The organism is Humisphaera borealis (assembly GCF_015169395.1).
In the GTDB taxonomy this organism is placed as follows: Bacteria; Planctomycetota; Phycisphaerae; order Tepidisphaerales; family Tepidisphaeraceae; genus Humisphaera; species Humisphaera borealis.
Genome location: NZ_CP063458.1, coordinates 1,963,021 through 1,980,055 on the forward strand (window position 1 = coordinate 1,963,021; position 17,035 = coordinate 1,980,055).

The following is a 17,035-nucleotide window of genomic DNA, read 5'->3' on the forward strand; positions in this document are numbered from 1 at the left end:
TGGATGTACCTGCTGCAGGATGGTTTAACGCTGTCGAGTTCGACGCCGCCCGAGCACCCTGACGGGCACCTGCGGCGCATATGAATGGATGTGTATGTTCCGACGTTATGGCGAACAGTTCTGGGAAAACGAGTCGGCGAACCTGCCCGACAAACAAGCATCGCGCCGCTCGGCGCGACGCCAGGCCGTCCAGTCCCCGCGTGCCCGCGAGCTCCCGGTCGTTGAGATCGCCGGTGTCGAACTCCACGCCATCACCGAACAGCAGACCATCGATCACATCATCGCCGAACTGAATGACGGTCGCGGCGGCGTTGTGGTTACGCCCAATGTCGATCACATCCGCCGGTGCACGCGGGATCTTCAGTTTCACGCAATGGTTTCCGAGGCCGACCTGGCCGTTCCCGACGGCATGCCGGTGATCTGGGCGAGCAAGATCGCCGGCACGCCCCTGCCGCAGCGCGTCGCCGGGTCCAGCCTGGTCTCCACCCTGTCGGGCGCGGCCGCCAAGGCGGGCAAATCGATCTTCCTTCTAGGCGGAGACCCCGGCGCGGCCGAGGGTGCCGCTAACGTTCTTCAGGAACGCTTTCCGGGCATCAAGATCGCCGGTATCCACTTTCCGCCGTTCGGTTTCGAGAAAAACCGCGCGATGTGGAAGGAGCTCACCGACGCCCTCGAAGCGGCCAAGCCGGACATCGTGTATGTCGCGCTGGGTGCGCCCAAGCAGGAAATCACGATCTACAAGCTTCGATCGCTGCTCCCGAACGCCTGGTTCCTGGGTGTGGGTGTGTCGTTCAGCTTTCTGGCCGGGATGGTTTCGCGCGCACCGAAGTGGATGCAGAAGACCGGCCTGGAGTGGACGCACCGGCTGTTCCAGGAGCCGGGCAAGCTCTGGAAGCGGTACATCGTCGCCGGCATTCCGTTCGCGATCGGCCTGCTGAGCAGTTCGGCGATGCAGGGCGTGCCGAATCGGTTCCGTCGCTGGCGTTACGGGTCGCCCGACCGCGTCGTCGCTGCCCCCGTTTCCACTTTGCCGCCGGACGGCTCGGACCCCGCTCGATCCTCGTCCCTGACGGGCACCGGCACACCAACGGCCACTACGAGCCCCTCGTCCGCGGCAGGCGGTACCCCGTCGGAACAGACCACTGCAACGGCGAGCACGCCTTCCGTCCCACCGCCGCCGACGACCCGCGTCGGCCGGCCTGTCACCCACAGCGTCGAAGACATTCTCAAGCGGCTGAGGGCGGTCATCCTGCTCGGCGGGTCGGTGCGGCCGAGCCCGTTGTCGGCCGCCGCCAGCCGATCGGTCCTCGACCTTCCGCTGGACGAAAACGGTTCGCTGCTGAACTTCTGGCTCGGCCAGTGTGCCGAGGTGGCGAAGCTCGCCGCCCTGGAAAAGCTGCCGATCCGCGTGCTCGTCAACCACGCCGCCCGCGAGCCGGTCAGCGCCGGCGAAAAGTACATGGGGCTCTTCCGGGTCGAACGCGACCTGTCCGAATACCGCGGCACCGGCGGCGTGCTCCGCGACGTGACGGCCGAGTACGCCGAGGAAGATTTCGTCCTCGTCGCCAACGCCTGTCAGATCCTGCTCGACCCGTTGTCGGCGATCACGCTGGCGCTGGCCCGCCAGGGCGGCGACGTCAACCTGCTGTCGCACGACGACGGGACGCCCAGCGGCGTACAGTTGCTTCAGTGCAAGACCGTCCGGCACATCAGCGAGGCCGGCTACCACGATATGAAGGAGCAGGCCCTTCCGGGCATCTCCGCGACGTACGACGTCAAGATCATGCGCCACCGGCGGCCGACCGGCCTGCCCATCCGCACGCTCGAAGACTACATGATGGGCCTGCGGCTTTATCACCGCCGAAAGGCCGGCAAGCCTATGGTGACCGATCCCCTGGCCGAAGACTGGACGCCGGCGTTTTCGCTGGTTGAGGCCGGGGCCAACGTGTCTCCGGCGGCCCGCATTCACGACTCGGTCGTGCTCGCCGGCGCCACCGTCGAGAGCAACGCCGTCGTCGTCCGCTCGCTCGTCTGCGGCGACGCGACGGTGCGGACGGAGCGGACGCTCGTCGATCAATACGTCACCGCCGCGCCCAAGAACTTCCCGAACCCGGTTCCGGTGGCGGCGACGTGGTAAGGTGCGTCTGTTAAGATGGGTCATGAGCAGGCCCCACGGATGGAGCCCGCTTTTCCGGGTCGCCTGACGGGCCCGGCCGCCCCCGACTGTTTGCCATTCCAATGTCCACGGCATCGCCCAACCTCCTGTCGTACGCTTCGGCCTCGGTCAAACGCGGACCGCGGTTCCATCCGCTGCGTCGGCTGCGCATCGAACGGTGGACCTATTCCCACGCCGCCATGGCCGTCCTGATGGGCGCCCTTGGCGTCGGCGCGACCCTCGAAGCCTGGAAGGACATCTACGGGCTGGCGACCAAGGACTCGGAATACAGCCACATTTTCCTGGTGCCCATCGTCTCGCTCTGGATGATCTTTTCCCGCCGCATGCGCATCCGGCACTGCAAGCCGATCGGAACGCTCTTCGGCGTGCTGATCGCCGCCCTGGGGTGGGGCCTTTACACCTACGGCTACTACAACGGCTACCAGACCATCTGGCACTGTGGCGCGGTGGTCGTCGTGATCGGCTGCATTCTGTCGGTCCTGGGCAAACACGCGCTATTCAGGTTTTTCCCGGCGATTGTCGTGCTCGTGTTTCTCATCCCCGTCCCGCCCCACCATCGCCTGACGATCGCTCAGCCGATGCAGGTCTGGACCGCGGAAGTTTCCGAAGCCGTGCTGACTCTATTCGGCGTACAGGTACAACGCTCGGGCAGCAACCTCCTGGTCAATAACGTTCCGGTCCTGATCATCGAAGCGTGCAACGGGCTTCGTGGCGTGTTCTCGCTGATCCTCGTCTCCTACGCGTTCAGCTTCGGACTGCCGCTGCGGAACTCCGTCCGCTTTATCGTTCTGCTCGCCAGCCCGGTCAGCGCCATCCTGTGCAACGTCATCCGCGTCGTACCGACCGCGTACATCTACGGCTACGCGTCGAGCCAGACCGGCTACTACCTTCACGAAGTGCTCGGCTGGCTGATGCTCCCGATCTCATTCATGATTCTGCTGGGTGTCATTCGCTTGCTCCGATGGGCGATGGTGCCCGTGATGAAGTACTCGTTAGCGGCGTAGGCAGCAGGCAGAAGACAATGACTGACTCCCGACGACTGACTTCGTAAAACATGCGTTCCTTTCTCTCCATCATCGCCGGTCCGGGACTTTGCCTGGGGATTCTGTCAGGCATCGTCTGGGAGAACGGTCGGCACACGAAGCCGGCGGATGCCGAGCCGTTCCACGCCGCCGCCAGGTCGGCAGTGGACGCCTGGCCGCGGACGGTCGGCGACTGGACCGGGCGCGACGTCGAACTGCCGCGGGCCGCGATTCAGCTGCTCAAGCCCAACGCCCACTTTTGCCGCACCTTCTACAACACCCGCGAACGCAACCGGCCGCCCGTCAGTCTCCTGGTCGTCCAATGCCGCGACCCGATCGACATGAGCGGCCACTACCCGCCCAACTGCTACCCCAACAACGGCAAGCCCCAGGTCTGGGAAGCGGAGCGCAAATGGACCATCCCCGGCGAGGACAAGCCCATCCGCGGGATGGAATACCACTTCGAATCCGGCAGCATGCTCCACCCGCAGCGGACCGTCGTGTACAACTTTTTCGTCCTGCCGGGCAAGGGCGTCGTCGCCGACATGCAACAGGTTCGCGACGCCAGCGGCGACTTCCAGCGACGCCACTTCGGCGCCGCGCAGGTCCAGGTGGTGTTCGAGCAAGGCGACGTCCTGGAGCAATCGCGTCGCGACGAGATATTCACGACCCTGATCGGGGCGAACCCGGGTGTCCTGTCGGCTTTGTCCTCTGTGACGAAATGACTTGACGCGGACACTTTACGCTGTAAAGTACGCGGGTCGGAAGTTTCCGGCCCGCCAGCCCTTTCGGTCTTGACCTTCAGACCCGCTCCCGCGCTACTGCGGTGGGTTAGATCGACCGAAAGAGGAAGAAGCGGCGGTCGCTTCCGCCTGAAGGTGAAGGCACGTCCGACAGGCACCGGGGTTTTACCGGTGCCCGGAAACGCGCCGCCAAACCGGGCCGCGGTGCTCGCGGCCGCCTTCGGAACGTCACGAAAGACCTCATGAGCAACGAGATCCAAGTCTCCTCGTTCGGCGGCGCAGGCCTGCCAATGCAACCGGGAATGCCCGGTATCGGCGGCGGGCTGGGCGGCTACTACGGCGGCACCCAGACCCCACCGACCGACGACAGCCCCTTCAAGAAGCTGCATCGCCTACTGCGCGGTCGCTACCTGCTGGCGTTCGTGCTCGGCTTTCTCGGTGCCGCTGCCGGCGCCGTCGCCGGCTACATTAGCCAGAAGCCGGCGTTCAAGGCCGAGGGCATGATCGAGATCAAGCCCATTATCAGCAGTGCCGACCCGACCAAAAACGAGAGCGTCATGGTGATGTTCTCGTCCTACGTGAACTCGCAGATGGCCCGCCTGCAGAGCGACGTCATCGTCAAGCAGGCGATGAAGGACCCGCGCTGGCAAGCCGTCCGCCCCGGCCCGGTGACCGATGCCGCAGTCGCCGCGTTCGCCGAAAAACTCACGATCGCGCTGCCGCCCCGCAGCAACACGATCATCGTCGTTGGCTACGCCGACAACGCGCCCGACACTCAGAAAGTCGCCCCCGCCGCCATCCAGTCGCTGCTCGACGCCTATTACGGCGAGTACAACAAGGACGACACCCTCAAGATCGAAGCCCGTATCAAGAACGCCGAGAACAACGACCGCGACATCAACAACCAGATCGCCGCCAAGCGCGCCCTGATCCAGAACCTTTCGAAGGTCAGCGACGGCGACCCGACCCAGCTCCGGTACTACGAGCAGGAACTGGTCGAGAAGGAAAAGGAACTGTCGCTGCTCCGTGAGGCGATCGCCGCCGTCAAACAGGCCGGCTCCGGCACGTTCGCCAAGCCCGCGGTGGAGGACTGGGCCCGTGTCGATGGCACGATGGCGAGCAAGGTCAAACTGCGCGACGACCTGGCGCTGATCATCGGCAACCTCGCCGCCCAGCTCGGACCGAACCACCCGCAGGTCCTGAGCCGCAAGCGCGAACTCGACGCACTGGTCGCGTACATCGACCAGATGGCCGCCACCCTCGAAACCCGCTACGTCATCCGTCTGAATGTTGACGGCTCCGGTCACCTGGTGCCCAAGGACATCACCGCGATGACCGAGATGGAAAAGCGGCTGGCCGCGGAAATCCAGAAGAAGCAGACCGGCGTGCAGAACCTCCGCGAAGTCGCCGCCCAGATCGAGTCGGCGAAGTTCGAAATCCGCTCGCTCGGCGGGCGCAGCGAACAGATCGCCCAGGACCTGCGCGATCTGCGATTCGTCCAGCAGAACACGGTGCTGGCAAAGGTGCTGAACACCGGCTCGGTCGCCAAGCCCGACAAGGACCGCCGACCCGTCTTCGCCGCCATCGGCTTCATGGGTGGCGCGTGCATCCCCATCGGCCTGCTGCTGCTGTTCGGGCTGCTCGACACCCGCTACCGCTACAGTGACGAGACGTCGGCGAGCGTCGGCGGGACCGGCCCCGGCGGGCTCACGCTGCTGGGCATCCTGCCGAACCTGCCCGACCGCCTGAGCGACCCCGAGCAGGCCGCGATCGCCGCCCACTGCGTCCACCAGATCCGCACCATGCTGCAGATCAACGCCGGCATGGAAGACCGCCGGGTCTTCGCGGTCACCAGCGCCAGCCCCGGCGACGGCAAGACGAGCCTGTGCCTGGCGCTGGGCCTGAGCTACGCCGCCTGCGGCACCCGCACCCTGCTGATCGACTGCGACCTGATCGGCTCCGGCCTGAGCAGCCGCATGAACGTCAACGCCCCCGAAGGCGTGCTCGAAGCGATCACCAACCGCACGCTGCTGCCGTACGTCCGTCAGACCGACGTCAACGACGTCTCGATTCTGCCTTGCGGATCGGCGAGCAATCTTCATGCGAGCACCCTTTCGCCGCAGTCGCTGCGCCGGCTCATCGAAGAAGCCGAACAGCACTACGAAGTGATCCTGATCGATACCGGCCCGATCCTGGGCAGCATCGAAGCCTCGCTGGTCTGCGCCGCCGCCGATGCCGTCATCCTGACCGTCGCCCGTGGCCAGCAGCGGCCGATGGTCGAACGCTCGCTCGGACACCTGCAGGCGATCGGCGCCAAGCTGGCCGGCGTGGTGTTCAACCGTGCCCAGGCCCAGGACTTCGAACGCAGCATCAGCGGCGTGTCGATCCGGTCGGTCGGCGTCCCGGGAATGCCCCGCGGCGCACGCCCCACCGGCCCGCGCCTCGGACCCGTCGCCCGCGCCGTCCAGGGACAGCCCAACGAAGCCCCGTCGGAAGAAACCAACGGAGACGGACATTGAGTGGCCGCTGAAGCGGCCGAAGTCGGGAGTCGGAAGTCGGAAGTCTGAATTGATCGACCCACGGGGTTCTGACTCCCGACTTCCGACTTCAGGCCGCCGACGGCGGCCTTGCCGTTGGACTTTCGTGCGGTCACAGGCGAAAGTGTTTCACAGTGAGTAGTCACGCGACGCATATGAGGCTCGTCGATCCCAAACCCGCCGCGCTCCCCGTCCGGGCGGCCCTCGCCGAGCCGGACCTGGTGCCGGCAGGCCAAGCCCTGCCCGGCAACGCCGCCGGCCGCACCATCTGGGGTTTTGACGCGCTTCAGCTTCATAACCGTTACTGGGCAAGTTTCGGCGTGCAGGTCGTCCGCCAGGGCGAACCGAGCGAGATCGTCACCCACGCCGAGCTCTACCTCCTCACCGACCCGAACACGCTCACGCTTTTCCGCCTGTCCCGGCTGATGGACACCCTGAACTGGGTCGAACCGACAGCGTTGTTCGTCCGGCTGCATGACGCCAATGAGCGCGGCTACCGCGAGAACACCGTCGTCGATGCCGACGGCAAGTTCGTCCGCTTCCAGCGCGTCTACGCCGCGTCGCGCAGCCAGACGCGCATCGTCCTGACACCCGATCGCGAAGTAGCCCAGCTCTGGCAGTCGTCGCCCGATCCGCAGACCGCCTGGCGTCGGCTCCGCCGGTTCGCCAAGCGCATCGAGCGGGCCACCTCCAGCATCGACGGCAACGTCTACGACCGGCACGACGAGCGCGACACCACCTGGTTCGTGCACGACCTCCTTCAGGTCTGGAAACACCCGGATACCACGGTCATGCGTGCCCGCAAGGTCGAGGTCAGCCGCGGGGCGACCGTCTGGCGCGACGCCCAGTGCAAGGTCGATCCCGGCGCGACATTCATCGGCCCGGTCTGGGTCGGTGCTGGCCGCATCGTCCCGGCCGGCCAGACCGTGATCGGCCCCGCCGTCGTCTGGGACGACCCCTCGCGCCGCCCGGTCAACGATGTCATCTCCTGGCTGAACATCGAGCCGCGCGACATCCCCGAAGACCCGCAGGTGCGTGATTCCTCCCTCTTCGGCAAGGCGGTCAAGCGAACGTTCGACATCATCCTGGCCCTGATCGGCATGATCTGCTCGGCACCGATATACCCGTTCGTCCTGCTGGCGATCTGGCTCGAAGACGGCCGGCCTTTCTTCTTCGGGCACACCCGTGAGACGCTGCATTCGCGTGAGTTCAAGTGCTGGAAGTTCCGCTCCATGCGGAAAGACGCCGAGAAGATGAAGGCCGAGCTCAAAGCCAAGAACCAGGCCGACGGTCCGCAGTTCTTCATGGAGAACGACCCGCGTCTGACCCGCGTCGGGCGGTTCCTCCGCAAGTACAACCTCGACGAGTTCCCGCAGTTCTGGAACGTGCTGGTCGGCGACATGAGCTTCGTCGGCCCGCGCCCCAGCCCGCGCGCCGAAAACCAGTACTGCCCCGCGTGGCGCGAAGCCCGCTTGAGCGTCCGCCCCGGCATCACCGGCTTGTGGCAGGTCAACCGCACCCGCCGCGCCGGAACCGACTTCCAGGAGTGGATCAAGTTCGACATCGAGTACGTCGAACGCCGCAGCTTCTGGCTCGACATCGTCATCATCTGGAAGACCTTCGCGAACGTGTTCTTCAAGATCAGCCGCAAGTAGGGGCACACGGCGTGTGCCCGCGGCAGCGCCGTTCGATCACACCAAATGAACCCGAGAGCGCAATTGAGCGAGAGAGCGCAATCGAGCGTAAGTGCTCTGTCAAAGCTAGGAACTGCGATTGGGTGCCATGGGCTGGCGTACTCGCCTGCCCGTGGTTTCGCGCAAGGAATGTCGTACCACGGGCAGCGGAGTACCGCAGCCCATGGCACCCGAACCATCCCAAAAGCAAGGTGTGACAGAGCACTAGAGCGCAATCGAACGGGACCTAAGCCGGATCGAATGCGACATCACCGGCAGCGTCGTAGGACCTGCTTAGGAACGGTTGAGCGCTCCGCTCCGCGTCGCGGCTAACCGGGTCTGCACTTTCAACGAAGATCCCCGCGAGAATCCCGCGAGAGAATTTCGCGCGGATCCATGGTTAGCCGCGACGCGAAGCGGAGCGTCCCCTGCCGTAATGGTCGCACTGAACCGGCGCGACTCGACCGCGCAACCCTTCCGCCGAACGAACCCGAGAACAGACATCCGCCGGCACCAGGTCGTCGGGATGGAAAGTCGCCGACCCAGTGGTCGGCGCAACGGGACTTACGACGGTCGCCGTCGCCACCCCTTTCGATTCCGCCGAACGAACCCGAGATTCGTCCACGACCGCCGCCGCTGCTTCGTCGGTTTGGGATGTCGCCGGCGCGGTTGGTGTTGCTGAGACGGGTTCAGTCGCGATCGCCGTCTCCGTCGCCAGCGTCACGCCCGGCGTCGAATCGCCCAGCAGTTCGGGTGCCCGCGCCGCCGCCCCGCGACTGCCGCCTTGCAGGATGCGCAGTTCGCGCAGCGCCGCCTGCATGGACCGTTCGACCTGGCACTCATACCGTTGCAGCAGCAGGACGATCCCGCCGTTGACGTCGGCTTGGCGCAGTTCGGACACGATGTCTCCCAACGTATCCATTCCGCCGAACCCGCCGTCGGCGGCGCATTGCTTGTCGCGCCGCGAGCAGAGCACCGCCGACCGCACGACCGGCATGCGCTGGAGTTTCCAGGCCATCTCGGCGACGCGCTCGGCGAGCATCGCCTGGCACGGGCCGACGGCGCCCAGGTCATCCCGATACGACGCGACAAACGCATCGAACACGGCAGGATCCTCGTCGGGCAGCAACTGGCCGCGGGCACGCAGGCCATGGTTCCACGCATTCTGCGACGCCACGGATTTGCCCGCGTCGGACGTCGGCCCGCACGATTTGGCGCCATTGATGCGCGACTGCTCGGCGCGGGAGTGGCGCGGTGCTTCAGCGGCACGGCTGTTCACCGACGCCGCCACCGCGCCACCGACGTCAACGCCAACACCTAAATCCGCCGGCGTATCCGTGACCACGCCATCCGAGGCATTCAATCCCAAATCAACGACCTGCATAGGGACCCCTTTCGCGGCCGAAAAGCCGCTGTGAATGACTGGCAATCCGAGGCGCAGTCGCCCGATTTTCAGGTTGACGACGCCCATTCCATTGATACGCTGTTCGTATATTGTACGGTATCGCCAGAGTCGTGCAAGTAGAATCCGGGAGAAGCCGATCCTAAGGTCGCTCCAAACTGCTTATGCACCGCACCACCATTCATCTTGAGGCGTTCGACAAGCCCTTCTCGGTGATCGTAGAGCCATGGGCAGCGCCGTTGTTTGAGATTCAGCCTGGGGAGCGGTGCGAGATCGTCGTAGAGCATCCATCGATCGAGCCAACCGTTACAGCCGGAGTGCTTAACGGAACGATGTATCTCACCGTGTACGAATCGGGCAGCACGTTCAGATTCGTTCGGCAGGGCGAGGTCGAGTTTGAAATGCCCATTGCGATCCCGATGCTCACCGGCCGGCTTCCCGGCGAGGCATGATTGAAACCTGTATGAGGTCAGTGCGGGCGGCGCCGCGAGGTTCAGTTCAGAATCCGGGTCTTCGCGGAGTACCGCTCAGACTCGGCGTGGGGAAAACCATCGATATCGATTGTTTAGATGAGTTTCGCGATGGATGAATCTCGCTACAGCCGAATCCCCGCACGCTGCATCTCGATGATCCATGTCGGCGTCTGGGCGAGGTAGGCACGGAGGTACCTCGGGCGGGTGTAGTAGTACAACGCCATCCCGCCCTGGGCGACGACCGCGATCGCGATCAGCCCGGCGTAGAAGTAGACCGTCATCTGCCGGGTGAGATCGTCGATCGGGACGAGCATCTTGCCCAGCTCGGGATCGGCGGCGATGTAGTCGGCGTAGGCGCTGGGGGCGCTGCGGGAGGCGATCAGTCGGCTGACGGCGTACAGGATGAGCACCGCCGCCAGGGCCAACTGGTTGATCGCCAGCGTACGCGGGGCGAGCAGTTCGAGTCGTCGAAGCTGGTTGCCGGCGCGAATCTCGACGAAAGCCACCACCGCCATCACGATGCCGAGCAGCAGCGCCGATGAATCGGTCAGGCCGGTCAGCAGCGTCACGACGGCGAACGCACCGATCGCGTAGCCATCAAACGTGGCGACGGCGATCGCCCGGCGGACCTTCTTCGACAAATCCCGCGCCGTGACGAGCTGCGCCAGATGCTCGGGGGTCAGCATCGGCGGAGGTTGGCGCGGGACGGGTAATGGAGGCGGCGGCACCACGAAAGTTATCGGCCGGGATACAACAGAGGGTAAGCGCGTCGGTGACGGCCAGCAGCCGTCAGTTCAATCGTATCGCAGGACGGGTCCCATAGGTGGCCCTGACGGCACAATTGTGCCCGGCCAAAGACAGGATTTCCGGCGATCTTTTGCGCTCCGCGCGTCTCACCCTGGCAAAAGGAAACGTTCATGAACAATCCCATCCGGCTTCTCGTGCGATCGGCCCTGCTGATCGCCGTCTCCGTCTTCAGCGGCGGCGCGCTCGCCGATACGGCACTGACGCCCAAGGCCAATGACATCTGGGTCATGGCCGGCGACAGCATCACCGCGCAGCGCCAGCACTCCAACTTCATCGAGACGTTCTATCGCACCCGCCACCCGGAACTGAACCTGCAATTCCGCAATTCCGGCATCGGCGGCAACCGCACCGGCAGCATCCTGGCGCGGTTCGATTACGACGTTGCCGCCTGGAAGCCGACCATCGTCAGCATCGAACTGGGCATGAACGACGTCAGCGCCGGCGACGACCCGGCCGGCTACATCAAGGGCATGCGCGATCTGCTCAAGCGAATCCGCGACATTAAGGCGACGCCGGTCTTCATCTCGTCGAGCCCCGTCAACGACGGCAGCCTGCCCGGCAACTGGAAGAGCGATCGATGCCGCCGTATTGATCCATACACCGTCGCACTCAAGAAGCTGGCCGAAGAGGAAGGCGTGGCGTTCGTTGACCAGTATCACCCGCTGCTGGAGATGTGGGGCAAGAACAACCCGCAGGAAGACGCCCCGGCCCCCGCTGCGGCGCCGGCTGCCAATGTTCCGCCCGCCGCCGGCGGCCCTGCCGCGGCGAAGCCCCCGGTGAAGAAGCCTTCGACCGGCAAGATTCCTCTCGGCGGAGACGCGGTCCATCCCGGCCCGGTCGGTCAGTACACGATGGCAGCCACGATCCTGGCATCGCTGAAGGTCGATCGCGATGTCAGCTCGGCGACGCTGAAGGCCGACGGCTCGGTCGTCGATGCCAGGCGATGCAAGATCACCGACGCCGCCGCCAATAACGGCAAGCTGTCGTTCACACGGCTGGACGAGCGGCTGCCGTGGCCGGTGGACCCCAAGGCAAAAACGGCTGTCGACCTGATGCCGTCGATCGCCGACCTGTCGCAGTACCTGTTGACGGTGAAGGATCTGCCGTCGGGCAAGTACGACGTCACCATCGAAGGCAAACCCGCCGCAACGGTGACGGCCGAGCAACTCGCCGCCGGCTGGAACATGAGCACGGTCTTCGAGGGCGCGATCGGCGAGCGGTCGACGAAGGTCCTTGGCCTGCTTTCAACCCTGCAGGGCAAGTTGAACAACGACTGGCGTGCGGCGAGCAAGGAGAAGAACGTCGAGAAGCTGGCGGCGGCGCAGAAGGCGATCGACGAGCTCGAACAGCAGATTCAGGCCGCGTGTAAGCCGGCGGCGCTGAAGTTCGAGATTCAGCCTGTGAAGTAGGTAGTGGAAACTGAAAATGAGCACGAAGCCAGACGATTCCACCTCTGAACCACGCGAACGATCCTGGTTGATCGCGCTCCTGCTCGTCGCAATTTGCATTGCGATCATTCCGCTCGGGCTCGGTCTCCTTTTCCTGTACTACGCACTTGTCATTGGCATGGAGGGTTCAACGGGAGCATTAAAACTAGGACTCGTTCTCGTTGCGGCATCAATCGTTTGGGCCATCTTTTTCGGTTGGCTGAAGCAATGGCTGGCAGCGCGAGGCAGCCTTGGTTCTGACCACCGTATTCTGTAGGAACTCCTCCCACAATCGCCTTCCCGCGCGCCGGCAAATACCGGCGCGCGGGACGCGACTTGCCATCAATACTCCCGCGTCTTCGTGCCCGGCTGGGGCTGCGGGTACATGCCCTTGGCGTCGGCGACCACCGGGGCCGGCGAATCCTTGGTCAGGGCGTCGATACCCGGGGCGAACTCGTGCTCGGAATTGAGCATCTGGTCGAACGTCACTTCCAGTCCGGTGTGCGCCGCCATGCGGCCCATGCTGGTGACCAGGCTCGCCTCGACGCCGCGCTTCACCTCGTTGTACGGCTTGTCCTGAAGGATCGCCTCCATCAGGTCGTCCCATTCGTTCTGGTACGGGTGGGTCTTGTCGGTCGATCGCCAGATGAGGTTGTCATCGTCCGGCGTCTGGCCCTTGAAGAGGCTGGCCGGCAGGCCGCAGTCGCCGCTCTTGCTGGCGATCGCCGATCCCTTCGTGCCGTGGATAAAGCTGTGGTAGATCGTCGGGCACTTGTCGATATACCGCCCGTCGAAAATCATCTTCGCGCCATCGGCGAAGGTGTATTCGATGCCGTAGGAGTCAAAGTTCTGGTCGATGTACGGCGTGCCGTCGTCGGCCGCCTTGACGTGCCGCCCGCCGACGCCGATCGCCTTGACCGGCCAGGCGTTCTTCATCCAGCTCAGGTGGTCGATGATGTGAATGTTAAAGTCGCTGAAGCATCCGCCGCTGGCCCACAGGAAGCTGTGGAACCGGCGGACCTGGAACTCCAGCTCGCTCATGTTGGCGGGTTTGGGGGTGGAGCGCATCGAGCCGACCGGTGCGTGCATGCGGTAGCCGCGCATGAGCAGGATGTCGCCGATCGCGCCGTCGGTGATCCGCTTGTTCAGTTCCTGGAGGTGCCGGGCGTGGCGCGACATCAGGCCGACGCCGACCTTCAGGTTCTTGGCCGAGGCTTCCTCGGCGAGTTTCAGCAGCCGGCGGCTCTGGGCGCCGTCCGACGACAGCGGCTTTTCCATGAACACGTTGAGCTTCTTCTCGATCGCATAGGCGAAGTGCGTGGCGCGGAACGCCAGCGGCGTCGCGAAGATCGCCACGTCGCCGGGGCGGAGCGTGTCGAGGGCGGCCTTATAGGCGTCCCAGCCGATGAACTTGCGGTCGTTGGTGATCTTCACCTTGTCGGCGACGCTGCCTTCGCCATTGAGCCGCTTGAGCGAGCCCTCCAGGCGGTCGGAAAACGCGTCGGCCATCGCGACGAGGCGGGGGTTCATGCCCTTGGATTTGAGGGCGTCCATCGCCGCGCCGGTGCCGCGGCCGCCGCAGCCGACCAGCGCGATCTGCACGTTGGAGTCGCCCGCCGCATGAACGGCCGGCACGATCATGCCGGCGACCGCCGACGCGACGGCGAACTGGCCGACCTTAATGCCGAGTTGCCGGCGGGAAAGTTGCGCGTTCTCGTTGATGTTCATCGAATCCTCCGAAAATCGAACTGAGTGAGATGACGTTTGGACGACCGCTAATCTACCGCGAGCCGCAAGCGGATGCACCAACCGCCGCGTACGCCGACCGCAACAGACATTCGCCGTCGGCAAGACGTGACGGCACGCCGGCGGCGTTCATGCATCATGCCGTCATCATGCAAAACATTGGCAGGCCTGCGGCGTTGAAGTGACGCATGAACGGACTTCACCCCATCGGAACGCAAACCCTGCCCCGCTTCGCCCTGCTGCTGGGGTTCGTCGTATGTCTGGCCGCGTCGGCCCGGGCGGCCGATGCGCCGCCCAATATCTTGCTCATCTATTCCGACGACCACGGCTGGGCCGATCTGGGTGCCCAGGGCGTCAACGGTGACATCCGCACGCCGAATCTCGATCAGTTCGCCAAAGACGGCGTCCGGTTCGCCCGCGGGTATGTGACCGCACCGCAGTGCGTGCCGTCGCGGGCGGGCGTTTTGACGGGGCGATACCAGCAGCGGTTTGGTGTCGAGGACAACAACAAGGGGCCGCTTCCACTGGCAGAGGTGACGATCGCCGAGCGGCTCAAGGCGGCGGGTTACATCAGTGGCCAGGTCGGCAAGTGGCACCTGGATCATGGTGGTGAAAAAGGTGCCGGCGAGAAGGGAGCCGCCGGCAAAGCTGCCGGCATGCTTCGCGAGCACATGCCGCACGGCCAGGGGTTTGACGAATACTTCCGTGGCGAACGCGGCCAGTACTACGCCTCGCACGATCTCAAGGGACAGCCGCTGGCCGATGCGCCGCAGTTGATCACCGACAACCGGTTTCGGGTGGTCGTGCAGACGGACGCGGCGATCTCGTTTCTGGATCGCCGGTCGGCCAAGCCGCAGCAGCCGTGGTTTCTTTACCTGGCGTGGTTCGCGCCGCACGTTCCGCTGGAGTCGGCCGAGCCCTGGTTCAGCAAAACGCCGGAAAGGCTGCCGCTGGTGCGGCGGCAGGCACTGTCGATGATCGCCGGGATGGATGACGGCCTGGGCCGTATTCGCCGAAAGCTTGCCGAGATGGGCGTGGAAAAGAATACGCTGATCTTTTTCATCGGGGATAACGGCGCGCCGCTCAAAACCGGGGCGTGGAACGGATCGGTGAACCTTCCGCTGATCGGGGAGAAGGGCATGCTGACCGACGGCGGCATCCGTACGCCATTTGTCGCGGCGTGGCCGGGCAAGCTCGCGGCCGGACAGGTGTATGAGCACCCCGTCAGCAGCCTGGATGTCGCCGCCACCGCGGCAGCGCTCGCGGGGCTACCGAAGGACGACAAGCTGGACGGCGTCAACCTGATTCCGTACCTGACCGGGCAGAACAAAGCCGCGCCGCACGAGGCGCTGTATTGGCGCTGGCGCTCCCAAGCCGCCGTGCTCGAGATGCCATGGAAGCTGGTCGCACTGGGTCCGACCGAGCGGTATCTCTTTGACGTCACTCAGCCGGATGGCGAAACGAAGAACCTGCTGAAGGACAAACCCGAGGTCGCTTCGCGACTGGAGGCCAAGCTTAAAGCTTGGAGCGCCGGTTTGAATCCGCCGGGCCTTCCGACCGAGGTTCATCCGCAGGATCAGTTCTTTTTCGAAGACCACCGGCTTTCTCCCAAGCCCGCCGGTGCAGCCGTACCGACTGCCAAACCCGCCGACGACTGGCTGTGCCGCAACGGCACCCTTGCCGTTCGCGACGGGGCGATGTCGATCACGCCCGATACGAACGCCGCCAAGAACGCCCGCGTGTTCATCGCCAAGGCAGGCCTGGAAGTTCCCGGCCCGGTGACGATGAAACTGCTCGCCCGCGCCAAGCGAGGCGGCGCCAGCAATGTCACCTGGCGTCTGAACGGCCAGAAGGATTTCCTTCCGGAGCAGTCGGCGTCGTTCGACTGGCCGGCCGGCGACCAGTGGCGGGAGGTCAAGGTGGAGTTGCCCGCTTCGGGCAAGCTGATCCACCTGCGCATCACCCCAGACAAAGACGCGAGCGGCCTGGAGATCCGGTCGATCGAGTTGGTCGGCAAAGACGGCGCGCGTAAGATCTGGTCGTTCGGACCGGCGAACCCCGCCGAATGATCCGCGAATGGCTTCGATCGATCGCAGGAGGCGTTTTGCAAACCGACCCTCGCAACCCCGTCACGTCGCGGCGAACTGCACTGCGGGGAATGGCGGCGCTCGCCGCCGGTGCCGGTCACGTTTGGCCGGCGTTGCTCGCAGCCGAAACGCCACCCCAGGTCGAACTGCCGACCCTGACGGACAAGGTCGATCCGCAGCCGGGAAGCCTGCACCTGTGGCACCTGTACGAGTTTCCCTTCGAAAACGCGCGCGTGGGCGAACGGATCAACATCGTCGCCCGGAGCAAGGCCGGAACAAACGACTTGGCGCTCCTCAGCCCGCCGTGGGTGACGGTCAGCTTCGACCGCCAGCCCCCCGCCGGTGGCGAGCGTGGAGCGACGTATCAGGCATTCGGCTTTGCCGCCGAGGCGATCAAGGGCATCGACGACGACGGATTGGTCGGCGTCAGCGGGGTCATCGAGGTGAATCGTCCCGAGCTTTCCACCGACGAAAAGACCGCCAAAGACCTCCACATCTTTCGGCTGTCCGAGGTTCGCGGCGGACCCATCCGGCTGAAACGATCGATCCGGCAGATGAACGATGACGTTCCGGGAATCGTCCGGGCGTCGGAGGGCCGTCTGATCGACCTGTGCAAACGGCACTCGCTGAAGTACGACTACGACCCCAAGTCGCTGGCGTGGTCGTGGTACGCCGGTCGGCTGGCATTCACGACGATCTGCACGAAACACCCCGTGTTCAGCTTCAAGCCGGTGCCGTACGCGACGCTGAGCGTGCTGTTCGACCCCGCCAAGGGCACGGCGGTCGAGTTGATCTTCATGCGTCGCACCTGGCAGGACCCGCGCGATTAACACCACCCGCCGGCACGATTCCGGCCGTTGCCGTGCGCGGGTCCCGCGCGGCTTTTTCCCCCCGCCTAACGCATCTCGACCAAACGTCCGATAAACTATCAAGCGACGTGTG

General features: G+C 64.8%; 13 protein-coding genes. 10 read left to right on the forward strand and 3 right to left on the reverse strand.

Annotation, left to right across the window (positions count from 1 at the left end; translation table 11 throughout):
- Positions 1-94 precede the first annotated feature (94 nt).
- The 5 genes from IPV69_RS07350 to IPV69_RS07370 all read left to right on the forward strand — a co-directional run bounded on the left by IPV69_RS07350 (position 95) and on the right by IPV69_RS07370 (position 8,133).
- Positions 95-2,137 carry a WecB/TagA/CpsF family glycosyltransferase gene (locus tag IPV69_RS07350; RefSeq protein WP_206294314.1) on the forward strand — a complete coding sequence of 681 codons (2,043 nt, stop codon included), beginning with the start codon at positions 95-97 and terminating at the stop codon, positions 2,135-2,137.
- A 101-nt stretch (positions 2,138-2,238) separates the two neighbouring features.
- Positions 2,239-3,180, forward strand: coding sequence for an exosortase/archaeosortase family protein (locus IPV69_RS07355; protein ID WP_206294315.1), 942 nt, complete (start codon positions 2,239-2,241; stop codon positions 3,178-3,180).
- A gap of 50 nt (positions 3,181-3,230) precedes the next feature.
- A complete protein-coding gene (locus IPV69_RS07360) occupies positions 3,231-3,923 on the forward strand; it encodes an exosortase-associated EpsI family protein (protein WP_206294316.1) in 693 nt (230 codons plus the stop codon).
- Positions 3,924-4,183: 260 nt separating this feature from the next.
- A complete protein-coding gene (locus tag IPV69_RS07365) occupies positions 4,184-6,460 on the forward strand; it encodes a tyrosine-protein kinase domain-containing protein (RefSeq protein WP_206294317.1) in 2,277 nt (758 codons plus the stop codon).
- A 173-nt stretch (positions 6,461-6,633) separates the two neighbouring features.
- The gene (locus IPV69_RS07370; RefSeq protein WP_206294318.1) at positions 6,634-8,133 is read left to right on the forward strand and encodes a sugar transferase; all 1,500 of its coding nucleotides are present in this window, start codon (positions 6,634-6,636) and stop codon (positions 8,131-8,133) included.
- A 418-nt stretch (positions 8,134-8,551) separates the two neighbouring features.
- On the opposite strand, the gene IPV69_RS07375 is transcribed toward IPV69_RS07370, so the two are convergent.
- Positions 8,552-9,535 carry a hypothetical protein gene (locus tag IPV69_RS07375; protein ID WP_206294320.1) on the reverse strand — a complete coding sequence of 328 codons (984 nt, stop codon included), beginning with the start codon at positions 9,533-9,535 and terminating at the stop codon, positions 8,552-8,554.
- Positions 9,536-9,717: 182 nt separating this feature from the next.
- Between IPV69_RS07375 and IPV69_RS07380 the strand changes: the two genes are divergently transcribed.
- Positions 9,718-10,005: a hypothetical protein gene (locus tag IPV69_RS07380; RefSeq protein ID WP_206294322.1), complete on the forward strand. Its 288-nt coding sequence runs from the start codon at positions 9,718-9,720 to the stop codon at positions 10,003-10,005.
- A gap of 143 nt (positions 10,006-10,148) precedes the next feature.
- Here IPV69_RS07380 and IPV69_RS07385 read toward each other — a convergent pair whose 3' ends face one another.
- Entirely contained in the window at positions 10,149-10,712 is a 564-nt protein-coding gene (locus IPV69_RS07385) for a hypothetical protein (protein WP_206294324.1), read from the reverse strand.
- Positions 10,713-10,943: 231 nt separating this feature from the next.
- On the opposite strand from IPV69_RS07385, the gene IPV69_RS07390 reads away from it, so the two are divergent.
- Both IPV69_RS07390 and IPV69_RS07395 read left to right on the forward strand, forming a co-directional pair.
- A complete protein-coding gene (locus IPV69_RS07390) occupies positions 10,944-12,242 on the forward strand; it encodes an SGNH/GDSL hydrolase family protein (RefSeq protein WP_206294326.1) in 1,299 nt (432 codons plus the stop codon).
- Between the two features lie 16 nt (positions 12,243-12,258).
- Complete coding sequence (locus IPV69_RS07395) at positions 12,259-12,537, forward strand: hypothetical protein (protein ID WP_206294328.1); 279 nt, start codon at positions 12,259-12,261, stop codon at positions 12,535-12,537.
- 65 nt (positions 12,538-12,602) lie between these two features.
- Here the strand turns inward: IPV69_RS07395 and IPV69_RS07400 are convergent, their stop codons facing one another.
- Positions 12,603-13,988 (reverse strand): Gfo/Idh/MocA family protein, encoded by a 1,386-nt coding sequence (locus tag IPV69_RS07400; RefSeq protein WP_206294329.1) that lies wholly within the window; start codon positions 13,986-13,988, stop codon positions 12,603-12,605.
- A 206-nt stretch (positions 13,989-14,194) separates the two neighbouring features.
- On the opposite strand from IPV69_RS07400, the gene IPV69_RS07405 reads away from it, so the two are divergent.
- Together IPV69_RS07405 and IPV69_RS07410 are read left to right on the forward strand one after the other, a co-directional pair.
- Positions 14,195-16,075, forward strand: a complete 1,881-nt coding sequence (locus tag IPV69_RS07405) for a sulfatase family protein (protein ID WP_206294331.1) — start codon at positions 14,195-14,197, stop codon at positions 16,073-16,075.
- 35 nt (positions 16,076-16,110) lie between these two features.
- On the forward strand, positions 16,111-16,923 hold the full coding sequence (locus IPV69_RS07410) for a hypothetical protein (protein ID WP_206294333.1): 813 nt from the start codon (positions 16,111-16,113) through the stop codon (positions 16,921-16,923).
- Positions 16,924-17,035 lie beyond the last annotated feature (112 nt).